At 50.7% G+C, this 21,646-nt stretch carries 25 protein-coding genes and 1 tRNA gene; 10 read left to right on the top strand and 16 right to left on the bottom strand.

Annotated features, from left to right (window positions below; translation table 11 throughout):
- Nucleotides 1-202: 202 nt before the first annotated feature.
- Complete coding sequence (locus ACYVJG_RS11935; RefSeq protein WP_460431248.1) at nt 203-592, top strand: YidB family protein; 390 nt, start codon at nt 203-205, stop codon at nt 590-592.
- Here the strand turns inward: ACYVJG_RS11935 and ACYVJG_RS11930 are convergent.
- The 14 genes from ACYVJG_RS11930 to ACYVJG_RS11865 all read right to left on the bottom strand — a co-directional run bounded on the left by ACYVJG_RS11930 (nt 579) and on the right by ACYVJG_RS11865 (nt 11,292).
- Nucleotides 579-2,069, bottom strand: coding sequence for an NAD(P)H-hydrate dehydratase (locus ACYVJG_RS11930; RefSeq protein ID WP_460431247.1), 1,491 nt, complete (start codon nt 2,067-2,069; stop codon nt 579-581). The two genes, ACYVJG_RS11935 and ACYVJG_RS11930, sit on opposite strands and share 14 nt — an antisense overlap.
- Nucleotides 2,069-2,680 carry a flavin prenyltransferase UbiX gene (locus ACYVJG_RS11925; protein WP_460431246.1) on the bottom strand — a complete coding sequence of 204 codons (612 nt, stop codon included), beginning with the start codon at nt 2,678-2,680 and terminating at the stop codon, nt 2,069-2,071. Before ACYVJG_RS11925 ends, ACYVJG_RS11930 begins: the two co-directional genes overlap by 1 nt.
- Nucleotides 2,664-3,191, bottom strand: a complete 528-nt coding sequence (locus ACYVJG_RS11920; RefSeq protein ID WP_460431245.1) for a Gx transporter family protein — start codon at nt 3,189-3,191, stop codon at nt 2,664-2,666. Before ACYVJG_RS11920 ends, ACYVJG_RS11925 begins: the two co-directional genes overlap by 17 nt.
- On the bottom strand, nt 3,172-3,540 hold the full coding sequence (locus ACYVJG_RS11915; protein WP_460431244.1) for a NusG domain II-containing protein: 369 nt from the start codon (nt 3,538-3,540) through the stop codon (nt 3,172-3,174). Before ACYVJG_RS11915 ends, ACYVJG_RS11920 begins: the two co-directional genes overlap by 20 nt.
- Entirely contained in the window at nt 3,537-4,382 is an 846-nt protein-coding gene (gene rapZ, locus ACYVJG_RS11910; RefSeq protein WP_460431243.1) for an RNase adapter RapZ, read from the bottom strand. Before rapZ ends, ACYVJG_RS11915 begins: the two co-directional genes overlap by 4 nt.
- Complete coding sequence (gene hprK, locus ACYVJG_RS11905) at nt 4,363-5,319, bottom strand: HPr(Ser) kinase/phosphatase (RefSeq protein ID WP_460431242.1); 957 nt, start codon at nt 5,317-5,319, stop codon at nt 4,363-4,365. The genes rapZ and hprK overlap by 20 nt, the downstream gene beginning before the upstream one ends.
- 2 nt (nt 5,320-5,321) lie before the next feature.
- On the bottom strand, nt 5,322-5,774 hold the full coding sequence (gene ptsN, locus ACYVJG_RS11900) for a PTS IIA-like nitrogen regulatory protein PtsN (protein ID WP_460431241.1): 453 nt from the start codon (nt 5,772-5,774) through the stop codon (nt 5,322-5,324).
- A gap of 148 nt (nt 5,775-5,922) precedes the next feature.
- Nucleotides 5,923-6,243, bottom strand: coding sequence for a ribosome hibernation-promoting factor, HPF/YfiA family (gene hpf / locus ACYVJG_RS11895; protein ID WP_022652874.1), 321 nt, complete (start codon nt 6,241-6,243; stop codon nt 5,923-5,925).
- Nucleotides 6,244-6,467: 224 nt separating this feature from the next.
- Nucleotides 6,468-7,913 (bottom strand): RNA polymerase factor sigma-54, encoded by a 1,446-nt coding sequence (locus tag ACYVJG_RS11890; RefSeq protein WP_460431250.1) that lies wholly within the window; start codon nt 7,911-7,913, stop codon nt 6,468-6,470.
- A 14-nt stretch (nt 7,914-7,927) separates the two neighbouring features.
- Nucleotides 7,928-8,659 carry an LPS export ABC transporter ATP-binding protein gene (gene lptB, locus ACYVJG_RS11885; protein ID WP_460431240.1) on the bottom strand — a complete coding sequence of 244 codons (732 nt, stop codon included), beginning with the start codon at nt 8,657-8,659 and terminating at the stop codon, nt 7,928-7,930.
- Nucleotides 8,656-9,177 carry a lipopolysaccharide transport periplasmic protein LptA gene (lptA, locus tag ACYVJG_RS11880; protein WP_460431239.1) on the bottom strand — a complete coding sequence of 174 codons (522 nt, stop codon included), beginning with the start codon at nt 9,175-9,177 and terminating at the stop codon, nt 8,656-8,658. The genes lptB and lptA overlap by 4 nt, the downstream gene beginning before the upstream one ends.
- Entirely contained in the window at nt 9,155-9,745 is a 591-nt protein-coding gene (lptC, locus tag ACYVJG_RS11875) for an LPS export ABC transporter periplasmic protein LptC (protein ID WP_460431238.1), read from the bottom strand. Before lptC ends, lptA begins: the two co-directional genes overlap by 23 nt.
- A gap of 3 nt (nt 9,746-9,748) precedes the next feature.
- Nucleotides 9,749-10,273: a 3-deoxy-manno-octulosonate-8-phosphatase KdsC gene (gene kdsC, locus ACYVJG_RS11870; RefSeq protein ID WP_460431237.1), complete on the bottom strand. Its 525-nt coding sequence runs from the start codon at nt 10,271-10,273 to the stop codon at nt 9,749-9,751.
- Nucleotides 10,274-10,305: 32 nt separating this feature from the next.
- Nucleotides 10,306-11,292, bottom strand: coding sequence for a KpsF/GutQ family sugar-phosphate isomerase (locus tag ACYVJG_RS11865; RefSeq protein WP_460431236.1), 987 nt, complete (start codon nt 11,290-11,292; stop codon nt 10,306-10,308).
- A 152-nt stretch (nt 11,293-11,444) separates the two neighbouring features.
- On the opposite strand from ACYVJG_RS11865, the gene ACYVJG_RS11860 reads away from it, so the two are divergent.
- The 3 genes from ACYVJG_RS11860 to ACYVJG_RS11850 are packed head-to-tail and all read left to right on the top strand — an operon-like array spanning nt 11,445 to nt 15,419.
- Nucleotides 11,445-13,412, top strand: a complete 1,968-nt coding sequence (locus ACYVJG_RS11860; protein ID WP_460431235.1) for a cation:proton antiporter domain-containing protein — start codon at nt 11,445-11,447, stop codon at nt 13,410-13,412.
- 53 nt (nt 13,413-13,465) lie between these two features.
- A complete protein-coding gene (locus ACYVJG_RS11855; RefSeq protein WP_460431234.1) occupies nt 13,466-14,836 on the top strand; it encodes an AAA family ATPase in 1,371 nt (456 codons plus the stop codon).
- Entirely contained in the window at nt 14,829-15,419 is a 591-nt protein-coding gene (locus ACYVJG_RS11850) for a retron system putative HNH endonuclease (protein ID WP_460431233.1), read from the top strand. Before ACYVJG_RS11855 ends, ACYVJG_RS11850 begins: the two co-directional genes overlap by 8 nt.
- 89 nt (nt 15,420-15,508) lie before the next feature.
- On the opposite strand, the gene ACYVJG_RS11845 is transcribed toward ACYVJG_RS11850, so the two are convergent.
- A complete protein-coding gene (locus tag ACYVJG_RS11845; protein ID WP_460431232.1) occupies nt 15,509-17,674 on the bottom strand; it encodes an AsmA family protein in 2,166 nt (721 codons plus the stop codon).
- Nucleotides 17,675-17,718: 44 nt separating this feature from the next.
- Nucleotides 17,719-17,792: transfer RNA gene (locus tag ACYVJG_RS11840), tRNA-Gly, on the bottom strand.
- Between the two features lie 193 nt (nt 17,793-17,985).
- Here ACYVJG_RS11840 and ACYVJG_RS11835 point away from each other — a divergent pair.
- Genes ACYVJG_RS11835 through ACYVJG_RS11810 form a run of 6 tightly spaced genes read left to right on the top strand, consistent with a single transcriptional unit; the run spans nt 17,986 to nt 21,611 of the window.
- Entirely contained in the window at nt 17,986-18,999 is a 1,014-nt protein-coding gene (locus ACYVJG_RS11835; protein WP_460431231.1) for an asparaginase, read from the top strand.
- 13 nt (nt 19,000-19,012) lie between these two features.
- A complete protein-coding gene (locus tag ACYVJG_RS11830; protein ID WP_460431230.1) occupies nt 19,013-19,234 on the top strand; it encodes an RNA-binding S4 domain-containing protein in 222 nt (73 codons plus the stop codon).
- A complete protein-coding gene (locus tag ACYVJG_RS11825) occupies nt 19,231-19,425 on the top strand; it encodes an oxidoreductase-like domain-containing protein (protein ID WP_460431229.1) in 195 nt (64 codons plus the stop codon). The genes ACYVJG_RS11830 and ACYVJG_RS11825 overlap by 4 nt, the downstream gene beginning before the upstream one ends.
- Nucleotides 19,422-20,282 (top strand): 3',5'-nucleoside bisphosphate phosphatase, encoded by an 861-nt coding sequence (locus ACYVJG_RS11820; protein WP_460431228.1) that lies wholly within the window; start codon nt 19,422-19,424, stop codon nt 20,280-20,282. The genes ACYVJG_RS11825 and ACYVJG_RS11820 overlap by 4 nt, the downstream gene beginning before the upstream one ends.
- A gap of 39 nt (nt 20,283-20,321) precedes the next feature.
- Entirely contained in the window at nt 20,322-20,948 is a 627-nt protein-coding gene (locus tag ACYVJG_RS11815; protein ID WP_022652898.1) for an L-threonylcarbamoyladenylate synthase, read from the top strand.
- 24 nt (nt 20,949-20,972) lie between these two features.
- Entirely contained in the window at nt 20,973-21,611 is a 639-nt protein-coding gene (locus ACYVJG_RS11810; RefSeq protein WP_460431227.1) for a site-2 protease family protein, read from the top strand.
- Nucleotides 21,612-21,646: the final 35 nt, after the last annotated feature.

Below are 21,646 nucleotides of genomic sequence, written 5' to 3'. Positions count from 1 at the left end.
CCCTTCCCGAACAGGACCGTGAAACGACTCAGCGCCGATGATAGTGCAGATCCCTGTGTGAAAGTAGGTCTCCGCCAAGCCCCCAACATCAAACCCCCTGCTACCAAGTAGCAGGGGGTTTTGTTTTGTCTGAAAAACATTGTGATTTCGCTAAATTTCCCCATATCGTGTTTTTATCGTCATTCTTGTTTAGGGGAATTTCATGGGATTATTTGATCAAGTTCTTGGTATGGCAGGTCAATTGACCGGTGGTCAAGGCGATATGCTGCAATCTGTGGCGCGTCTGATTGAAGAAAACGGTGGTTTACCTGCTTTGGTAGAGCAATTTCAAGCGGCAGGTTTAGGCGAAGTGATTGCTTCTTGGATGGGAACAGACACCAATTTACCAATCACTCCTGAACAAATTGGACAGGTGTTCTCTGAAACCCAATTAGGGGCATTTGCTGAACAGTTTGGCTTAGATGTTGCACAATTGCCCTCCCTTATGGCGCAATTCCTGCCTTCCATTATCAGCCAGTTAGCTGAAAATGGAAGTCAGGATATTGCCAGTCAAGGTTTAGGGTTATTGGGCAGTTTGTTTAATAAGGGTTAAGCAAGGTCTTAATCCAGCGATTCAGAACGATTGGAATTTGCTGCGCAGTGCGGCTGGCTGTTAAACCAAGATAGCCCTCCGCCTGTGCTGCCAGTTGATCCCCTGCTGTGGCATGAACATGTGCTGCTAAAGTGGCAGCAGTAAACAGTGCTAACCCTTGTGCTACCAGTCCACCAATGACGCCACTTAAGACATCTCCCTGTCCCGCACTCGCCATGCCAGGGTTGCCGTTTGGATTCAGATGGTAATAACCTGATTGTTGCATGATCAAACTTCCGGCACCTTTCAATAAAATATGGCAATGGTAGCGTTGTCGCAATGCGTGACATGCAGCAAGACGATCCTGCTGAATCTCGGCAATACTACATCCTAACAATCGTGCCGCTTCTCCTGGATGAGGGGTGAGTAACGTTTCTGCCTGTCGGTGCATGATTTGCTTAATCAAATCTGGATTTTGTGCCAGTAGATTTAAAGCATCAGCATCCAATACAAGCGGCACATCACTATCCAGCGCGTGTGATAACAAAGTCGTGGCTTGTTGGCTTTGTCCTAGCCCCGGCCCGACTACATAACAATCGCCGTTGGTTGGTTGATTGGCTTCGGCGGTTTGCATCATCAATTCTGGGTATTCGGCATCGTATCTCACTGTCGGTGCGACACAATACAGTTGAACCTTTCCACTACCCGTGAGCAAGGCTGCTCGTCCCGCTAAAATTGCCGCACCCACCATGCCATCACTGCCTCCAATAATCGCTGTGGTGCCATAACGTCCCTTATGCGAGGCATGTGACCGCACTAATTGTTGCAAACTGCTGAGCGAGGGGCGGTTGATTTCACCTTCGGCCAACGCTGGATTTTTATCCACTGACAGCACGAATACATCAATCTTGCCACAATAATCACGTCCTTCGCCGGTCCATAATCCGGGTTTTGCCGCAAGGAATGTAAGCGTGTGCTGCGCTCGTAAGGTGGGTGTAAAGGCTGTGCCACGCCACGCATCGAGACCAGAGGGAACATCGATCGCTATTTTGGCGCTGGTTTGTTGATTGGCCCACGCAATCAGTTGTGCCCATTCTCCTGTTGGAGCACGTTGTAACCCAATCCCGAATAAACCATCCAAAATCAGTTCGTGATCGTAACAAGGAGGTTGCCATGTTTGGTGTAACACCACGCCTGCAAGTTGTGCTGAGATCAGCGCTTGTTTGGCTTCTTGGCTTTTCGGTGTCTGTGGCATCCACGCGGTCACTTGATAGCCATATTGGCGCAGTTCGGCTGCTGCAATAAGGGCATCACCTCCGTTATTACCTGGACCTACTAGCGCGAGAATTTTTGAAGGTTGGGGATAATGTTGTTGTATCCATTTAGCGATACAACTGCCCGCTTCCGCCATCAGTTGTAAGCCTTGTGCTGCAGCGTGTTCTTCCCATTGTCGTAAAGTGGCTGCTGAATACAGCAACAAGCTTTCTTCTCTTTCCATCAATCTTCCCCCCACCGTTTTTGTAATTGATGCGGTATATCGAGTTGGTCCAAAATTCTTGCTACAACAAAATCAATTAAATCTTCAATCTGTTTTGGATGATGATAAAAGCCCGGGCTCGGCGGTAAGATGACTGCCCCAAGCTGAGACAATTTCAGCATGTTTTCTAAGTGCAAAGTAGAAAATGGCGTTTCTCGAGGCACAATAATCAGCTTTTTACGTTCTTTTAGGCAAACATCTGCTGCCCGTTCAATCAGATTGTCGGATAAACCATGTGCAATCGCCGCTAAAGTACCCATTGAACAAGGGCATACCACCATCGCCTCTGGTGGATTTGAACCACTGGCCACCGGTGCAAACCATGCCTCTCGTCCAAATACCCGTAATTTATCTGGCCCAACTTGGTAATGCTGTTGCCACTGCTGTTCAAGATCTGCCGCTCGGCTGGGCAGGGTCAATCCCATTTCTTGTTTGGCGACGATCTGTGCTGCTTGTGAATATAAAACATAGGCTGGGACGCCACTGGCAATCAAACATTCAAGCAAGCGGATGCCGTAGGGCATCCCAGATGCGCCGGTGAGGGCAAGGGTAACATTACGCGGTAGAGGCATGATGAGGTTCCAAAAGCTGTTGGCACAGCCAACCATTGACAATGGCGGTGAGCCAAGCAGACAAGGCAAGAAAAGGCAGGAAATACAGCAGACCTTGACTGGGTAAGAGCCACAGCCATGCCAATAAGCATTGTGCTGCAAGATGTCCTGCTGCGGAAAACAAACTCAGACTGATCAAACCAAACCAAGGTTTCGGTAAATATTGTGCAATGCCAAGCAAGAGTAAGCTGCCACAGGCACCCGATAACGCTAAGAAGAAGCCGGGGGTAAATAAACTCCCCAACCATAAAGCACTGGCCACCACCCGAATTAAATTCACGGCTACGGCTGCCCGCCAGCCTAATTTTTGTAAAGCAAGTAAAGTGACCAGATTGGCTAACCCGGGTTTGACCCCCGGCAACGGGGAAGGGAAATAAGCCTCAACCACACTCAACACAATCCCTAAACAGGCCAAACGCGCAATGTACTGATCTTGTTGGCTTGGTGCGAGACTAAAAACTGAGACTGTCATGGGAATGTGTCGCTGTTGGCAGTTCGATACTGACCTGATTCGGTAAACAAATCGCGGTTTGTCCCGCGCGTTGCAACCAACCTTGCTGGACACAGTATTGACGTGGGCTTGGGTCGCGGCTGATACGAATTTGACCTTGGCGAATTTCGATTTCTGTCGGGCCTAGGGCACCTTTGACCGTCACCGTTTGGTTTAGACGCAGAGACAGCCGATGTTCAATTTTACCACCAACACGGACGATGGCTTCTTGGGCGGGGGCATGTTGCCAACTCCAATTGAATAGGGCCAATACCACGGCACCAAAGAAAAGGATGCACAACACATCACCCAAACCGAGGGGGTGTTTCATGCTTGCGCGGGTGGTAATTGCCGATGGCGCAGTAAAACCTGTTCATTTGGAAAAGTGCGACTCAGCCGTTCTGCTAAATAAACAGAACGATGTTGTCCGCCAGTACAGCCAATCGAGATCGTAAGATAACTGCGATTATCCTGATTAAACTGTGGTAGCCAGCGTGACACAAATTGGTGAATGTCTTGGTACATCTGCTCCACTGTCGCCTGCTGTTCAAGGAATGCCGCGACAGGGGCATCTTGGCCCGTTAAAGGCCGCAGGGTAAGATCGTAGTAGGGATTTGGTAAACAGCGGACATCAAACACAAAATCTGCATCAAGCGGCACACCGTGTTTGAAGCCGAATGATTGAAATAACAAGGTCAGTGGTGCGGTATCGGCATCGGCAAATTGTCGCACCCAGCTTCGCAGCTGATTGGCGCTTAAGGCGCTGGTATCAATCCGGTGTCCTAGTGAATGTAAGTCGCCCAACATATCGCGTTCTTTAGCGATACATTCGGGGATGGTTAAACCTTGTTGTGACAGCGGATGGCGGCGGCGGGTTTCGGAATAACGTCGAATCAGGGTGGCGTCTTGTGCATCTAAAAATAATAGACGCACATCAAAGCCATGCTTACGCAAACTGCTCATGGCCGCCGGCAGCTGCGATAGCATCGGGGCGCTGCGGGTATCAACGCTAATGGCAATCCGTTGATAATTGTATTTTTGATATAACAGGATAATGCGTGCTAAGAAGCCGGTGGGAAGGTTATCCACACAGTAATAGCCAAGGTCTTCCAGCATGTGCAGGGCAACCGACTTACCTGCACCAGATAAACCGCTAATCAGAATCAGCTGCATAGTCTTGTTCACGCATCATACGGGTTTGCCGATCAATAAAATCTCGGGTGCTATCGATGCCACGCAACTGCAAAATATAGTTGCGGACGGCGGCTTCGACGAGCACAGCAAGGTTGCGCCCGGCTGCCACGGGGATAGTGACTCGCCGCACTTTCACGCCAAGAATATCTTGCGTCTCTGATTGAATGTTCAGGCGGTCGAGACCTTGCATCACTTGGTCATTCGCCTTCACCAAATGAATAATCAGCTTGAGCGCTTTTTTCGGGCGTACAGCCGTTTCACCAAACACCGAGCGGATATTTAAAATCCCCAAGCCTCGGACTTCCAGAAAATCTTTTAACATATCTGGACAGCGGGCTTCGAGAGTTTCAGGGCCAATCCGATACAGTTCTACGGCATCATCAGCAACTAGACCATGTCCACGTGAAATCAGTTCCAGTGCCAGCTCGCTTTTCCCCATCGCGCTATCACCAGTAATCAACACCCCAATTTCCAATACATCGAGGAAAACGCCATGCAAGGTTGTCGAAACTGCCAAGATGCGCGCCAGATAAATCCGCATCACATCCATCAGATAAGGCGAGGGCTGGGTTGAGGCCAATAATGGCACCCGATAGCGTTCGCAATATTGCCGTAGTTGTGATGGAACAGGTTCACCATTTGCGACAATCACCGCTGCCATACTGAGCGAAAACAGTTGGTCGAGCATTTGACGGGCATCGTCGGCCGAGAGCCGGTTGAGGTAATCAATTTCAGCAACCCCAAAAACTTGGATTCGATTGGGGTGGATGAGATTGATATGTCCAACTAGAGCAAGGGTTGGCCGCTGTTCATCATTGCTAATTCGGTTGTCAGTTCCCGAGGCACCAGCAACCCAAGCCAAATTCAGTTTTTGACAGTTATCTTGGTATAGCTTGCGAACGGTAATACTGGGCATGGTTAACGTCGTTCTGTGAGGAGCTGATAAGCCGTAGTGGGAGAGTCCGCTGCCAACAGTGCCTCACGTAGCTGGCGACTGCTAAACAGTTGGGCTAATTCGGAGAGGACTTGCAGATGTAAGTCAGTGGCTTGTTCCGGTACTAACAAAACAAATAAGTTTTGCACCGGTTTGCCATCAGGAGCATCGAATGGGATAGGCGTTTTCAAACGCACGAAAGCGCCGGCGGCTTCTTTCAATCCCTTGGCGCGGCCATGTGGAATAGCTACACCTTGTCCTAAACCGGTTGAGCCGAGTTTTTCGCGAGCAAAGAGGCTGTCAAAAACCTCGCTACGGGCAATGCCGTGGCTATTTTCAAACAGAATTCCCACTTGCTCAAAAACCCGCTTTTTGCTTGCCACATCAAGGTCAAGCACGATGTGGTCGCTTGGCAGAATCTTGGCGATAAGGCTCATTACGAACATCCGAATCAGAAAAACTGCTGGATTGTACGCCGGTTTTCAGGGATTGGCAGCGCATAGGCAAAGCGGGAACTCAGAGTTCCCGCTTGTCATGGTGCGGCAGACTAGACCGGCACCTAAGAATTGACCGTTAAATCAGGGCTTACACAGAGGAATCCATCACTGGCCGCTCGGCATGGTGCTCGGTGATTTTTTCTTTGTGTTTCAACACTTGGCGATCAAGTTTGTCCGCCATCGCATCAATGGCAGCGTACATATCGCTGTGGGTGGCTTCGACATGGATATCTTTCCCTTTCAAGTGCAAGCTTGCACCGACTTTCTGATCCAATTTCTCCACCGACAGAATCACGTTCACCGCGATCACGTTATCAACGTGACGAGTGATACGGTCGAGTTTGGACACGATGTAGTCGCGCAGGGCGGGAGTGACCTCAAGATGGTTGCCGCTGATGTTAAGGTTCATGTCCTTTTGCTTTCCAAAAAATGCGTGGCTGTACGCAATGTTTTGTTCCTGTTGCTATAAGCAGCGTAGCAGGCCTGACTTTCCCGACTGCGTCTGGAACCCTTCCAGACACAGCGCCATCGTTACCGAACGGACTTGCCACGGGTAGCGCAGTAATGGTTGCGAGCCATTGGAAGCCGAGACTTCCTTTACCAAATCAATATAAACCTTGGGTATACCGCACACTAGAGTGCTTTACGTTGGTTGGCTGGTGGTAAATGCAAGGCCTCACGATATTTTGCCACCGTACGCCGCGCAACTTGTATCCCTTCACGAGACAGTAACTCGGCCAGTGTATTATCTGACAGCGGCTTTTTCGGGTCTTCTGCCTGTATCAGTTTCTTTAATCTTGCCTTGATCGCCGTGGCAGAGCAACTCTCTCCACTGTCTGTTTCAAGGCCACTACCAAAAAAGTATTTCAATTCAAAGAGTCCACGCGGACACAATAAAAACTTTTGTGAGGTTACGCGAGAAATTGTTGATTCGTGCAAGCCGAGTTCTTCGGCAATTTCTCGTAGCACCAAGGGCAACATCGCTTCTTCGCCATGTTCAAAAAAAGCTTGTTGCCGGATCACAATGGCTTCTGCCACGCGGAGAATGGTGTCAAAACGTTGGCGGATATTACGCACCAGCCAGCGTGCTTCTTGTAGCTGGCCATTTAGGGCATTTCCACTTTCGCGTTGTTGTTTGAGGAGATTGGCGTAGAGGCTGTTGACGCGCAAGCGTGGCATCGCGGCTGAATTAAGACGTGCGACCCATGCTGCGCCTTGTTTTTGAACCACAATATCAGCAGCAACATAACGCGTTTCTTCTCCACCAAAACCCGCGGCAGGGTAAGGATTCAAACTGGCAATGAGCTGCTGCGCGGCTTTCAGGGCGTGGTCATCTTGTCCGGTGAGCTTGCGCAGGCGGGAAAAATCCCTGTTAGCTAACAGATTGAGATGTTGTTGGCTGATTTCAAGAGCTAAATTACGAATCGCTGAATGGGGCTGTGCTTGCAACTGTAAACGCATTGATTCATGCAAATTGCGTGCGCCAACCCCCGCTGGTTCAAATTGTTGCAACAGAGACAGCCCAACTTGTAACTCACCCAGTAGTTCATCCGCTTCGGTGGCGAGTTCTTCTGACAACTCGGCAGCGAGGTGGTCTAGACTGTCTTCTAAATAGCCTTGTTCATTTAAGGCTTCAATGAGCAAGGTGACAATGGCGCGGTCGCGTGCGCTTAAGACATGCTCGGCTAATTGGCTTAACAGATGTTCGCGTAAAGTTGGCTCGTGACACAATCGGCCATGAGGGTCGAAGTCTTCATCTTCATCACGAGGTAAACCACTGCTGTTACCCCAGTCCCCCCCATAATCCAATTCGAGATGTGTCTCGCTCAGATCTTCTTTGGGACTGTCGTGATTGGTGTCTGAGGGTTCGTTGACAGCGTCGTGTGGTGGGTGTGCCGGTTCGATGTCGCTCGGGGCTTCATACTCATCAACTCGTTCCAACATCGGGTTTTGTAACAAGAACTGCTCGATTTCTTGTTGTAACTCAACCGTTGACAGCTGTAACAGACGAATAGACTGTTGTAACTGTGGGGTGAGCGTCAGTTGTTGGCTGAGTTTGAGTTGTAAACTTTGCTTCATCAAGGGCCAGATTCCTAGAGGTGGAAATGCTCGCCTAGATAGACACGGCGGACTTCTTCATTATCAACGAGCTGTTGCGGTAAGCCGGCGGCTAAAACGCTGCCATTGCTGATGATGTAGGCGTGATCACAGATTCGCAGTGTCTCGCGTACATTGTGATCGGTGATCAGGACACCAATGCCACGGCTTTTGAGATAGCTGATGATTTTTTGAATATCAATCACCGCAATCGGATCGACCCCAGCAAACGGTTCATCCAACAAAATAAAGCGTGGTCGTGTCGCGAGGACACGCGCAATTTCAACCCGTCGCCGTTCGCCGCCAGATAAAGACAGCGCACTGTGTTCACGCAGATGGCTGATGTTGAGATCTTCCATCAGTAAATCGAGCTGGGCATGATTGTCTTTGTGGTGGCCGCCGGCAATTTGCAAAATCGCCAAGATATTCTCTTCGACGGTCATTTTGCGAAAAATCGAGGCCTCTTGTGGCAAATAACCAAGGCCAAGACGGGCGCGTTGGTGCATGGCCAAGGTGCTGATGTCGCGATCATCTAAGAAAATATGTCCGGCATCCGCCGCCACCAAACCGACAATCATATAAAAACTGGTGGTTTTTCCAGCCCCATTGGGGCCCAGCAAGCCAACTACCTCACCACTTTTGATGTCTAAAGATACATCCTGCACCACCGTTCGCTTTTTATATGTTTTGCGTAGGTGGCGCACAGAAAGCACACTCTGAGGGGTCATGGCTTACTCTTTGGCTGCAAGATCACGGTAACGCGGCCATTTTTGCCACCGCCATTGACCTGAAAGACTTCGGTTTTGCCGTGATAGGTGATGCTATGGCCGACGGCGCTGTCTTGGCCACGCTTAATACGGGCTTGTTCGACGAGGCGCACCTCTTCGCTGCTGCTGTCGTAATCGATCCGTTTGGCTTGGCCCTCAACCCATTCTGCTGCCTGCCCGTCTTTGGCATCTAGGCGTTGCTTAAAATAAGCAGGGCTACCGACGGCAGTGGCTTGTTGTTGACCATTGCCTTTATCCGTTGCCACGATTTTGCTGGCTTTGAGTAAAAGACTGCCCTGCGTCAAAATCACATTGCCTTCATACACCATTTGACCTTTTTGTTGATCTAAATTGGCGCTATCGGCTTCGATGGTAATCGGTTGCGTGCGGTCAGCCTTTTCTGCCCATGCTGCCGCACTGGTGAAACAGGCCGCCAGACAAAGCAGTTGGCCGAGTTTAAGGGGAAGGTTTCGGTTCATGGATGATCTTTACCCGCGATTGGGGACGTGAAGAAAGGCTGACTTGTCCTGTGGCATCATGGTAGATAAAACCAGCGGATTCGACAGTTGAGCCAGCTTGACGGAACACCGACTGCTGTTTGGAACGGGCGACCCGTTTTTCAACATCGACTTCTAACGCTTGGGTTTCTAAGATTGCCTCGGGACGACCGGCGTGGGCATGGCGCACAAGACGCGTAGCCCCCCTAAATTCAGCAGTTTTTTGTTCAGTGTGATACTGCGCTTGTTGTGCGGTTAATTCACCGATCAATTTACCCTGTTCAAAGCGGCGATAGTGTGGCGCAGTGAAGTAAACGACATTTTGTTGTGGAAATTGCCATATTGCCTTGCCATCTAAGCGTTGGATCAACTGTCCATCTATGCCAAATTCACTGGCGCGAAAGTCTTCAATCCGATATGCCTCGGTGTTGGGACTGTTTGGCGGTGGGCTGATCGCCAACCATCCAATCAAGCTTTCTAAGCCAAAGGTGATGGCGGCGAGTAGGGCAACCAACAACAAAGGAAAAAGACGCGGCGAGGCTTGTAACATGATTTAGGCCAAATAGGGGGCGAGTGCGTGGTCGAGCGTACCTTGCGCTTGCATAATCAACTCGCACAGCTCACGCACCGCACCCCGTCCACCGGCCGCACCCGTCACATAGTGAGCATGGCTGCGGACGATATTCGGCGAATGTGGTACGGCAACGGCCAATTTCACTTGTCGCATCACGGGTAGATCAATCACATCATCGCCGATATACGCACATTGTTCTGCGTTTAACCCTGTCTGTGCGAGTAGATCGGCAAAAGCACTGCGTTTGCTGTCATAACCGAGATAGAGATGGGTGATGCCAAGATTACGGGCACGATGTTCAACACAGGGCGCGCTGCGGCCACTGATAATTGCCAACTCAACCCCGCTGTCTTTCAACATTTTTAGGCCGTGACCATCCAGTGTATTAAAGGCTTTGATTTCTTCGCCTTGTGGCGTGAAATAAATCGAGCCATCGGTTAGCACGCCATCGACATCAAGAATTAGCAATTTAATATCGCGTGCTAAGGTGTATACAGATTGCATTGCTTATCCAATCACAACAAAAAATGTCTTTATTACACAATGCCAGCACGCAATAAATCGTGCATGGTGAGCGCGCCCAACAAACGTTGTTGTTCATCACACACCAAGAGGCTGAATATTTTATGGGTTTGCATCAGTTGTACCGCTTCAGCGGCCAGACGGTGGGGGGCAATCGTGCGTGGACGGGTGGTCATCAACTCGCCGACCAAGGTAGCGTGTACATCAGCATGGCGGTCGAGGGCGCGGCGTAAATCCCCATCAGTGAAAACCCCCAATAATATGCCTTGCTGATCGGCCACCGCTGTCATACCCAACCCTTTGCGGCTAATTTCCATTAACGCATCGCGTAACAGCGTGTCTGGTGTTACCACTGGCAGCGCATCAGCCTGATGCATGATGTCTGAGACATGCACCAATAAACGCCGGCCCAAACTGCCGCCGGGATGGGATAGCGCAAAATCTTCTGGCTGGAAACCGCGTGCATCGAGCAATACCATGGCGATGGCATCACCGAAGGCTAAGGCGGCGGTGGTGCTGGTGGTGGGGGCAAGGTTATGTGGACAGGCCTCGCGATCTACCGCTGCGTTCAGATGATAGTCAGCTTCTTTAGCCAGTGTGGATTGCGGGCGGCCGGTCATTGCCAATAAGGTGATGTTCTTACGGCGTAAGCTGGGGAGAAGGGCGACAATTTCTTCTGATTCACCCGAATTAGACAAGGCCAATACCACATCGCCATCTGTAATCATCCCCAAATCGCCGTGTGCTGCTTCAGCAGGGTGAATAAAAAAGGCTGGTGTGCCAGTTGAGGCAAGGGTAGCAGCAATTTTGCGTGCAATATGACCCGATTTCCCCATTCCCGTCACAATCACGCGACCTTGACAATGTAAGATGGCTTCGATTGCCGCTAAAAAAGTGTGGTCTAGGCGTTGTGCCAGCACGCGAATGGCGTCGGCCTCGGTATGTAATACCTCTTGTGCAAGATGGAGTCGGTGTTGGGCCAAAGAATCGAAGTCAGTCATGCAAAAGTCGCTGTCTGTAAAAGGAATAGGCTGTCACGCGGCCCATTATAGCAATTTTAATCGCATCGCCGTGGTTGGCACGGGCATCGTTTCTGTGCATTCCCAGTATAATTTGCGCCATTCTTTCTCTTTTCTCTATTGGTTGTTACTTCATGCATTCTCTTGCTCCAGTTGTCATCACGCTCTTAGCGGCAGTATTGGTGATTACAGTTTGCCGTGCCATACGGATCCCTGCGATGTTGGGCTATCTGTTGGTTGGCTTGATTGTAGGGCCCGGTGGCTTGCGGTTGATTGACGAGGGGGCTGATACCGAATTTCTGGGCGAAATTGGTATTGTCTTTTTGATGTTTACCATCGGGCTAGAATTCAGTTTGCCCAAGCTGCGTGCGATGCGGCATTTGGTATTTGGTTTAGGCATTGCCCAAGTTGGGGTGACTTTATTTGCCACATTGGCCCTTGCATGGTTGTTGGGCTTTTCTCCTTTGACCGGATTTGCTTTGGGTGCAGTTGCTGCGCTGTCGTCAACGGCGATTGTGTCGAAATTGCTCACCGAACGACTGGAATTAAATGCCCCACATGGCCAGATGTCGATTGGTGTGCTGTTGTTTCAGGATTTAGCGGTGGTGCCGCTGTTGATTTTGCTACCTGCCTTTGCTGGTAACAGTGAAACCCTGTGGATGGATTTGGGGCTGGCGCTGTTAAAAGTGATGGTGGTGATGGCGCTGTTATTTGCAGTGGGGCAGCGCGTAGTACGGCCTTGGTTTCACATGGTGGCGCGACAACGCTCCAGCGAATTGTTCATGATCAACGTGTTGTTAGTGACGTTAGGCATAGCGTGGTTGACCGAGTTGTCTGGGTTATCGCTGGCCTTAGGTGCGTTTGTGGCAGGGATGTTGATTGCCGAGACGGAATACCGTTATCAAGTTGAAGAAGACATCAAACCCTTTCGTGACATTTTATTAGGTTTTTTCTTTATCACCATCGGTATGCGCCTTGAGCTGTCGGTGTTGTTAGATCAGTTTTGGTGGGTGGCTGCTTTGTTGTTGTGGCTGATTCCTGGTAAGGCACTGCTGGTCTATATCATTGGACGGATGGCACGTTACAAAGCCGGTGACACCCTTCGCACCGCCTTGGCCTTGGCGCAAGGTGGCGAGTTCGGTTTTGTGTTGTTGGCTTTGGCCGGTAACCTGAGTCTATTGCCCCGTGAAATTGAACAGGCTGCGATTGCTGCGGTGACTTTGTCGATGTTGGCTTCCCCATTTTTAATTCAACAATCTGACCGAATTGTGCGTCGTCTTATTCGCAGTGATTGGGTGATGCAGGCAGCCGATCTACACCATATTTTGGTGTCGAGCATGATGCGTGATGAGCATGTCATCATTTGCGGCTATGGTCGCAGTGGCCAAGCCTTGGCCCGTTTTTTAGAGCGTGAGGACATTCCTTTTTTTGCATTGGATTTAGATCCCAGTCGGGTGAAAGAAGCGGCTGCTGCTGGTGATGCGGTGGTGTTTGGTGATGCGGCGAAGAAAGAGGTGTTGTTGGCAGCGGGTTTGATGCGTGCCAAGGTGTTAGTGATTACGTATGCCGATACTCACTCTAGTATTCGGATTCTGAATGTGGTGCAAGCCGTACGGCCCGATTTGCCGGTGGTGGTGAGGACGATTGACGATAGCGATATGGATGTCTTGCGCCAAGCGGGGGCTGATGAGGTGGTGGCTGAGGTGATGGAGGGGAGCTTGATGCTGGGCTCTCAAGCACTGATGGCAATGGGTGTGCCATTAAATCGGGTATTGCGGCGAATTCGTAGTGTGCGCGAAGAGCGTTATAACTTGTTCCGTGGCTTTTTCCGGGGGGTGACGGATGACAGTTTGGCGTTAGACGACAATAAGCAACCGCGTTTAGGCGCGATTTTGCTCACGCCGGCTGCGTCTGCTGTCGGAAAGACATTACAAACCTTATATCAATCTGGTCTTGATGTTGAAATCAGAACCGTGAAACGGCGACAGCAGCGTTATAACCACCCCCCAGCTGATTTTGAGCTGCAAGCCGATGATGTCGTCGTCCTCCTCGGCCCCCCCGACCAACTCGCCGCTGCTGAAGCGTTGTTGTTGGAGGGGTAGAGGGAGGTGTGATTGTTTTTTGTCAGCCTTGTTCCTAAACGTGCGGAGGCGCTATGCCCTATCTGAATCTCCAGAAATTGAGACTGCGCGATTACCGTTGTTTCGAATCGATTGACATTGAATTTCACCCCCAGTTGACGGTACTGGTTGCTGCCAATGGAGCAGGGAAAACGTCGATTCTTGATGCTATTGCCGTTGCTTTTGGTCCCTATATTGGCGCATTTGATGAGGCAGTCGGCAAGCATTTCGAATCCAGTGATATCCGCTTGACTCAAATTCGGCAAACTGCGACCAACGAAATGGAATACGCACCCAAGGGTGTTTCCTTGGAGGCTATCGGTTTTATTCCTGATAGACAGGGCGATAATCATGTCTCTTCGACATGGCGGCGTGCACTCACCAGTCCCACCAAAGCTAAAACCACCATTAAGGATGCCAAAGCGCTCATCGACTACGGTAAGCGTATGCAAGAGGCAGTGCGTACACGAGGCAATGATGTGTTGTTGCCTCTGATTGCGTACTACGGCACAGGGCGCCTGTGGCAGCAAAAAAAACTTACCGTCAACAATAAACTTGAGAGAACCTCGCGCACCATTGGCTATGTTGACTGCCTTGACCCAGCATCCAGTTATAAAACTTTCGCTGCTTGGTTTCGATACTGGAATCTCAACGCCAAAGATTTGCAACTGAAAGAACAAGCTCACACGGCAGCGTATGAAGAATTTGCTGGCTATATCGCTTCGGTGATATCAGCTGTTGATACTTGTCTAAAACCTGCCGCTTGGAAAAACCTCGAATACAGCTTCAAACTCGATACATTAGTCGCACATCACGAGCAACATGGTGAACTGCCTGTTGGGCTACTCAGTGACGGTATTCGCAATATGATTGGTATGGTGGCAGATATTGCGTTTCGTGCTACCAAGCTGAATGGACAGTTGGGTGCACAAGCAGCCGTACAGACGCCGGGCATTGTGTTGATTGATGAAGTGGATATGCATTTGCATCCGGAATGGCAGCAAGTGGTACTGCAAAATCTTACCCGTGCGTTTCCGATGATGCAGTTCATTGTCACTACTCACAGCCCTCAGGTACTCACCACGGTCAGCCGCGACAATATCCGGATTCTCCAACCCACAGAAACTGGCTTCGAAGCTAAAACGCCGGATTTCAGCCCTCTGGCACACGAGTCTGGTGATGCTCTAGCCAAAGTCATGGGGACGCACCGAGAGCCCGAGTTGCCTCTGCAGGATGACATCCGTCGTTACGAGCAATTGGTGCGAGCAGGTAGGGAAGATGGTGCTGACGCACAGCAACTGCGTGGTGTACTGGAAAAGGTTGGCTACCAATTCCACGAAAGTGACTTGGTGACTTGGCGTTTTCTTGCAGCACGCAAGTCGAATAAGGCGGCTGAGCATGGTTGAACTGCAACACCGTAGCACACCAACGCCGACGCTGACGGATTTTGTCGCCACCCATCCCGTGCTAGGCGCTGCTGACTTTGACAGTCCTGCTTTCAGACCCGTCAAACAAGCGGTAAAAGCTGACTTGAATGTCGATCAGGGTGGGTTGTGTGCCTATTGCGAAAAGTTGCTACAGCCGACCGAAGGCCAGATTGACCACATCAAACCCAAAGCAGGTGTGAATGCTAGGCCAGACCTATGTTTCGAGTACCACAACTATGCCCACAGCTGTATCAACCAGAAAACCTGCGGGCAAAAAAAGAAAAATGGCCTGTTACCTATTGAGCCCAGCCTCGGTTGTAATGCTGAATGGGCGCTTTCCACTGATGGGACAATCGAGCCATTACCCGATCTAACTCGTCAACGCCACCACGCTGTTACCCAGACTCGTGACATGCTAGGTCTCAACAGGGATTCCAACCTTGTCGATGAGCGCAAGCGCTGGCTTGCGAACGCGATTACTGTCATGCAGCAGTCACCGGCTGATTTTTCGGAATTTCTCAAAAGCGCACCATATCGGCATATTCTGGTTACCGCTTTTTGAAAGTTTAAGAACGGAGAATTCAAAAACCCGCTAAACACTGTTGACTGCGGCTTTTAGCGGGTTTTTGTTTTTTTGGTGCAGAAAGGGTGTTACCGGCCTAATGCCCGTAGTGGTTGGGTGAGTTGTTCTTTGAGCGCTTCTTGTTTTTCCGTTTCGGTTTTCTTTTCTTTCACCAAGCGGTTGAAATCCAAAGCATAGGTGGGCGTTGCAATCGCGCCAGTGATTTTTAACGGAACTGAGAGCGTTTTGACTGAGGCAATAGCGGTGGGGTTGACGCTGGCTTCGAGGGCATAGTCGATAATGTTATCTACCAAATCAAATTTACCACTGCCCGATAAATTCAATAAGCTTGAATTTAAGCGCAGGTCTTGATTGCGTGCGATGCCATTATCAAAGCGGAAGCTGGCATTTAGCCGTTGGAACTCGGTTTTTTTACTGCCGTCTGGGGTCATTGGGCGTAATGACCAACTTTCCAATTCTGCTGGCAGATTACGCAAAGCGGCGACCAAATCAATGCCCGTCAGGGCTCCTTTATTCAGACTCAGTGCCAACGAACCATTCAGGGTTTTACGCAGTTCATCAAAGCTTTTTCCCTGTGCTCGAATTTGTACCCGCCCATCACCAAAACCTTCTAAGCGACCAAAATCGAAGACATCTTTTAACAAGGGATGGAGATTCATGCGACTGAGGCGTTGGTCAATCCGAATAATCGGTTGTTCGGGATTTTCCATTTGGAACGAGCCAGACAATTGCCCTTCGTAGATGTCGGCTTTGAGGCCTTCGAGGGCGAGGCGGTCTGGTTTAGCACTGAGATGGAAACCGACGTTGTGCATGGCAAAACGGCCTGCAGACAACTCGCCAATTTCAAAATCACCTTCTACTGCCAAAGGGCCAAGCCAATCTAAGCCAAGTTTTTGCTTCGAATCTAATAAGGCTTTTGCCTGTTGAGCTTGGGCGCGGGGAAGGTAGCGGTTGAGGTCGAGGCGAGCTAATGAGAGCGAGAGATTGTGTTTGGGTTCGCTAAACCCTTGCTGTTTGCCTTGAATCCGCAATTTCTCGCCGTCTAATGTGCCGTCAAAAGTTCCACTGAGCAGATGGTTTTTAAGGTCAACACGCATTTCCCCGATCAACGCTGAGCGCATTTCACGCCGTGGTAGGTGAGGTGAATTGAGGCGGGTAGACAAACGAAGTGGGGCGAGGTGAATATCATCGATAGCATTAAAATGCAGCGGGGTATCTATCGCCGCATTTAAGCGATGTTGACCAAAGCGCCATTCTAAACGGCCTTCAATCCGCCGTGCGCGCCCATCATCACTGCCCACCGACACCGCTTGAATCTCGCCATCAAAGGCATAGCGCGAACCGGGCAGGTTGAGTTGCCCCTCCACCATCATCCGTGGGGCTTCTAGCCGCTGTGCCATGCTGGTTAAACTGGGAATATCAGCGGTGAAGTTAAGCAAAGGCTCCGTTGCGCGTAAATCAACATGCAGCATTTGCGCTTCGAGGCGGCTGCTGGCGACATTAAAGCGTGCTGCGCCGCTGGCTTCAAAGTGTAGACCGCGCACACCGGCGGCTTCGCCATTTAATAGCAAGGTCATGCCAGAGGTTGTGAGTTGCTCGCCCTCAACCACCACCGGCCCTCTTAATTGCAAGCTCAAGGCTCGTTCACCTTCGTGAACAATAGCTTCAACATTGAGTTCTGCTTGTTGATGTAAACCGTTTAGGCTAAAGCGAGTTTGTTCAAGGCGGAGGCGATAGGGCTGGTTGGCATCGCTGATATGTAAGGTCATATCGCGTAGCTCAACATCATCTAAGTCAATTTTCACATCACTTTGGCTGGCTGTTTGCAGCAAGTCAGCAATATTCAAACGACCTGTATCATTGCGGTAGAGATTGGCTTCGATATCGCGGGCAGCAAGATGGGTGACGACTTTTTCACCGCTTAATAACAAGGCCCACCAATCAAACCCCAATTCAATATCTGATAAGCTGGCGAATCGATCTGGGCTATTCGCTTCGCTAATAAACACTTTCTCGATATACACACCCGGCCGTGGCCAAGCTTGAGCACTGATTTTGCCTTGTACGCTAATACTGCGTTCGCGATCAGACAGTGCTGACTCGATATCTTGTCGTACTTGTTCGGCATTAAATTGCCAATGCACCATGGCAGTCAGGCCAAGCCAAACAGAGAGAAAGGCGATGAGAGAAAAAACGATGGCTTTCAGCCATAAGCGGCCTGAGTTCAGCTTCATCAGATTGGCCGTGAACAGGGGAGTTGAGACGGACGGTGCTGTTGTGGAGCGGGTGAAGGGAATCGAACCCTCGTCGTAAGCTTGGGAAGCTTCTGCTCTACCATTGAGCTACACCCGCAAAGCAAATCCAACGGGCTGTGATTAAAACAGCTTCTGTGCCTTTTGGCAATCTTCTTTTGTCGCTTTCCGCAGGCAACGACACACTTGCCGTTGTACTTTCTGCTATCTCGCCCCTGCACAATTGTGCTTGAGCCATGCACAATGATGGCCTTGCTGTCAGACAGCTTGCTTTTAAGAAAAGAGGAAATCGCATGCGCCGAATTGCCGTGTTTTATACTGGTGGAACGTTAGGCATGCGCGCCAGCCCAAATGGACTGGTGCCTGCATTAGAAGGAATTGCCGAACGTGTTGCCCGTTTAGCCCCACCCCATGTTGAATGTGCGTTTGAGGCTTTTTCTCCCCTGATCGATTCTGCGGCGGCAACGCCGGCTAATTGGGAACGTATCGCTTGTCGGTTGGCTGCGTTGCGTGATGAGTTTGATGGTTTTGTTGTCCTGCATGGCACCGACACCTTGGCATGGACGGCTTCGGCATTGGCATTTTTACTGCCCGGTTTTGGGAAGCCAATTGTGTTAACAGGGGCACAAAAACCCTTTTCCATTGTTGGCAGCGATGCCCCCGACAATGTCGCTGATGCACTGGCCGCCGCGTGTTTTATGCACCTAACCGAAGTGACCGTAGCGTTTGGTCGTCGTTTATGGCGTGCTTGCCGTGTACGGAAACATGAAAGTGTCGCGTTGGATGCGTTTGCCACACCCGGTTTAGCACCCTTAGCTGAATTCGAGCCCGAGGTATTGTGGCATGCTGCCTTGTGGCGTGTGGACACGGTGCCATTTAGTTTACGTCCTTTTAATCCTAACCTGCGGGTTGCGATGGTGATGATGAGCCCCGGCGCGACGGTGGCTTGTCTGGCCGAGATGGTCGAACGCAGTAAATTGGATGGCTTGGTGTTGTTGTCGTATGGCAGTGGCAATACGCCAGATGATCCTCGCCTGTTGGCCGCGCTGGCACGGGCGATTGAGCGGGGAACGGTGGTGGTCAATGTCTCGCAGGTGTGGAATGGCTCGGTGGATATGAATGCCTACGCAACCGGCAGTGCTTTGGCTGCGATTGGCGTGTGGTCTGGTGGTGAATTGACGCCAGAAGCCGCGCAAACCAAGTTACAGATTTTGCTATCGGCGGATTACACCCCCGAACAACGGCGGGTGCATTGGATTAGTGATTGGGCTGGTGAAGGTGCGCCCGGCTTGGCCTTATTAAATTGAAAGACTGGGTAACATGACAGAGATTGTTGAAATTCATAACGAATACATCGCCCTGTGCGACTTGCTCAAAGTGGCCGGTGTGGTGGATAGCGGTGGCGCTGGCAAAGCGTTGGTTGCCTCCGGTGTTGTCGCCGTCAATGGGGTGCAGGAATTGCGTAAAACCTGCAAAATCCGCCCCGATCAACAGGTGACTGGCCCTGGTTTTACCGTGGTGGTCAAAGGGCGGGGGGCATGATGTCAACGCCGTTCCCGCTTGCTGAGGATCCCGAACCGATTGCTCCCGAGATGCCACCAGACGGCGCGTGCTGTCAAAGCGGCTGTGACCCTTGCATTATGGATATGTACTACGTCGAGCTGGCGCAATGGCGACAGCTACACGCCGCGTGGCAGCAACGACAACACAAAACGCAGGAAACACACTCATGATGGCCTTGGATTTGCATTGCCATTCCACTGCCTCTGATGGTGCCTTGGCTCCCGACGTGTTGATGGTACGGGCCGCCGAGCGTGGTTGTCGGGTATTGGCACTCACCGATCATGATTGCACACAAGGGATTGCAGTGGCGCGGCAGGTGGCACAACAGCATGGCTTGTATTTTCTTGCTGGTGTGGAAATATCGGTGACATGGCGCAAACGGACGCTGCATATTGTCGGCTTGGGAATTGATGAAACCCATCCTGAGTTGCAGGCCGGCTTGTTGTCGATTCGCCAAGGGCGGATTGAACGGGCGCGGCAGATGGCGGCGGACTTGGAACGAGTGGGAATTGTGGGGGCTTTTGACGGTGCAAAAACCCACTGCGCGAATTTAGACATGATTGGCCGTACACATATTGCTCGTCATCTGGTGGCAACTGGGGTGTGTAAAGATGTGGCGGCGGTGTTTCGCAAGTATTTGGTTGAAGGTAAACCCGGTTACGTCAAACATGAATGGGCACAACTGGCTGATGCCGTGGCATGGATTCGTGCCGCTGGTGGTGTAGCGGTATTGGCGCATCCGGGCCGTTACCCGATTGGTAAGCAGTTAATGAGTGAATTGCTGCAAGAGTTTATCTCGTATGGTGGCGAGGCAATTGAAGTGGTCAGCGGTAGCCATAGCGAGGACGATAACCGATTGTTTGCGCGTTATGCCCGTCAGTATGAACTGTTAGCCAGTGCTGGCAGCGATTTTCATGGGCCGGGCGAAGGTGGGCGTGATATTGGTTGGACACAACCATTGCCCGCTGATGTGGTGTCTGTGTGTTCGCGGTTTGCTGGCGCACAGGTGGCACTCGAAGCGGTATAAGTTTTTTATGGTGTATTTTGATAGGTTTTTTAGCAAATTATGGCGCAATTTTTCTCGATTCACCCCGATAATCCACAACAACGCTTGCTCCGTGAAGCAGTGAAAATCGTCCAACAAGGTGGTGTGATTGTTTATCCAACCGACTCGTGTTATGCCCTCGGCTGTCATTTAGGCGATAAACAGGCGATGGAACGCATTATGGCCATTCGCCAGTTGGATCTTCGCCATCACTTTACTTTGGTTTGCCGTGATTTATCTGAATTAGGCAGCTATGCCAAAGTGGACAATGTGCAATTCCGTCAGCTCAAAGCTGCCTTGCCGGGCCCTTATACGTTTATCTTACAAGCCAGTAAGGAAGTGCCACGGCGCACCTTACATCCCAAACGTGCCACGATTGGCCTGCGGGTGCCTGAACATACGGTGGCACAAGCCTTGTTGGCCGAGCTGGGAGAACCCTTGTTGTCATGTACCTTATTGCTGCCCGGAGAAACCATGCCGATGGCGGATGCGTGGGAAATTCGTGAACAGTTGGAACATCAGGTTGATGCGATTATCGAAGGGGGATATTGCGGTATTGACCCGACAACGGTGATTGATTTAACCGACGATGTTCCGGTGTTAATACGGCAGGGGGCTGGGGATACCAGCTTATTTGGCTTTGCCTAAATTGCAACCATAAAGAGTCCCTCTATGGAAGAATTAAACCTGATTCAAAAAATCAGCGTCTATGCTTTGCCGGTGTTATTAGCCATCACCGTACACGAAGCTGCCCATGCTTATGCCGCTCGTCACTTTGGCGATAACACGGCGTTTATGTTGGGGCGGATGACCCTCAATCCGTTAAAACATATTGAAATGATCGGGACGGTTGTTGTCCCATTATTGGCGGTGATGTTGGGCGGCTTTATTTTTGGCTGGGCCAAGCCGGTGCCGGTGGATTTTGGCAAGCTACGCCAACCCAAAAAAGATATGTTGTGGGTGGCTGCCGCCGGCCCAGCGGCTAACTTTTTGATGGCGATTGGCTGGTTAATCGTCTTAAAGTTGGGTTTGGCGATGGACGGCATGTATAGCCAGCCTATGGCGTTGATGGGGCAGGCTGGTATGATGATTAACTTGTCGCTGATGGTGCTCAACTTGTTGCCGTTGCCGCCGCTGGATGGCGGTCGCATTGTGATGAGTCTGTTGCCCAATCGACAAGCGTGGCAGTTTTCTCGCCTTGAACCCTACGGCATGTGGATTTTGCTTGGCTTGCTGGCGACCGGCTTGTTGAGCGTGATTATGCGTCCGTTTATGGCGGCTTTGTATGGTTTGTTCCGCTTCTTTATTTAATCTGTTTCAACTTGTGTGTTTTTAACTGAAAGACG

The sequence above is a fragment of the Aquaspirillum soli genome (genome assembly GCF_054781915.1).
The sequence above is the reverse complement of the archived record's forward strand: the minus strand, read 5'-3'. Positions and strand labels throughout refer to the sequence as shown.

Coding starts and splice junctions, on each gene's coding strand:
- ACYVJG_RS11920 (WP_460431245.1), bottom strand. CDS start 3,191: ATGACAGTCTCAGTTTTTAGTCTCGCACCAAGCCAACAAGATCAGTAC.
- lptC (WP_460431238.1), bottom strand. CDS start 9,745: ATGTTACAAGCCTCGCCGCGTCTTTTTCCTTTGTTGTTGGTTGCCCTA.
- ACYVJG_RS11835 (WP_460431231.1), top strand. CDS start 17,986: ATGCGCCGAATTGCCGTGTTTTATACTGGTGGAACGTTAGGCATGCGC.
- ACYVJG_RS11860 (WP_460431235.1), top strand. CDS start 11,445: ATGCATTCTCTTGCTCCAGTTGTCATCACGCTCTTAGCGGCAGTATTG.
- ACYVJG_RS11865 (WP_460431236.1), bottom strand. CDS start 11,292: ATGACTGACTTCGATTCTTTGGCCCAACACCGACTCCATCTTGCACAA.
- ACYVJG_RS11855 (WP_460431234.1), top strand. CDS start 13,466: ATGCCCTATCTGAATCTCCAGAAATTGAGACTGCGCGATTACCGTTGT.
- ACYVJG_RS11890 (WP_460431250.1), bottom strand. CDS start 7,913: ATGAAGCAAAGTTTACAACTCAAACTCAGCCAACAACTGACGCTCACC.
- ACYVJG_RS11845 (WP_460431232.1), bottom strand. CDS start 17,674: ATGAAGCTGAACTCAGGCCGCTTATGGCTGAAAGCCATCGTTTTTTCT.
- ACYVJG_RS11825 (WP_460431229.1), top strand. CDS start 19,231: ATGATGTCAACGCCGTTCCCGCTTGCTGAGGATCCCGAACCGATTGCT.
- ACYVJG_RS11810 (WP_460431227.1), top strand. CDS start 20,973: ATGGAAGAATTAAACCTGATTCAAAAAATCAGCGTCTATGCTTTGCCG.
- ACYVJG_RS11935 (WP_460431248.1), top strand. CDS start 203: ATGGGATTATTTGATCAAGTTCTTGGTATGGCAGGTCAATTGACCGGT.
- ACYVJG_RS11930 (WP_460431247.1), bottom strand. CDS start 2,069: ATGGAAAGAGAAGAAAGCTTGTTGCTGTATTCAGCAGCCACTTTACGA.
- ACYVJG_RS11830 (WP_460431230.1), top strand. CDS start 19,013: ATGACAGAGATTGTTGAAATTCATAACGAATACATCGCCCTGTGCGAC.
- ACYVJG_RS11850 (WP_460431233.1), top strand. CDS start 14,829: ATGGTTGAACTGCAACACCGTAGCACACCAACGCCGACGCTGACGGAT.
- hprK (WP_460431242.1), bottom strand. CDS start 5,319: ATGCCCAGTATTACCGTTCGCAAGCTATACCAAGATAACTGTCAAAAA.
- ACYVJG_RS11925 (WP_460431246.1), bottom strand. CDS start 2,680: ATGCCTCTACCGCGTAATGTTACCCTTGCCCTCACCGGCGCATCTGGG.
- ACYVJG_RS11820 (WP_460431228.1), top strand. CDS start 19,422: ATGATGGCCTTGGATTTGCATTGCCATTCCACTGCCTCTGATGGTGCC.
- ACYVJG_RS11915 (WP_460431244.1), bottom strand. CDS start 3,540: ATGAAACACCCCCTCGGTTTGGGTGATGTGTTGTGCATCCTTTTCTTT.
- lptA (WP_460431239.1), bottom strand. CDS start 9,177: ATGAACCGAAACCTTCCCCTTAAACTCGGCCAACTGCTTTGTCTGGCG.
- kdsC (WP_460431237.1), bottom strand. CDS start 10,273: ATGCAATCTGTATACACCTTAGCACGCGATATTAAATTGCTAATTCTT.
- ptsN (WP_460431241.1), bottom strand. CDS start 5,774: ATGAGCCTTATCGCCAAGATTCTGCCAAGCGACCACATCGTGCTTGAC.
- rapZ (WP_460431243.1), bottom strand. CDS start 4,382: ATGCAGCTGATTCTGATTAGCGGTTTATCTGGTGCAGGTAAGTCGGTT.
- lptB (WP_460431240.1), bottom strand. CDS start 8,659: ATGACCCCTCAGAGTGTGCTTTCTGTGCGCCACCTACGCAAAACATAT.
- ACYVJG_RS11815 (WP_022652898.1), top strand. CDS start 20,322: ATGGCGCAATTTTTCTCGATTCACCCCGATAATCCACAACAACGCTTG.
- hpf (WP_022652874.1), bottom strand. CDS start 6,243: ATGAACCTTAACATCAGCGGCAACCATCTTGAGGTCACTCCCGCCCTG.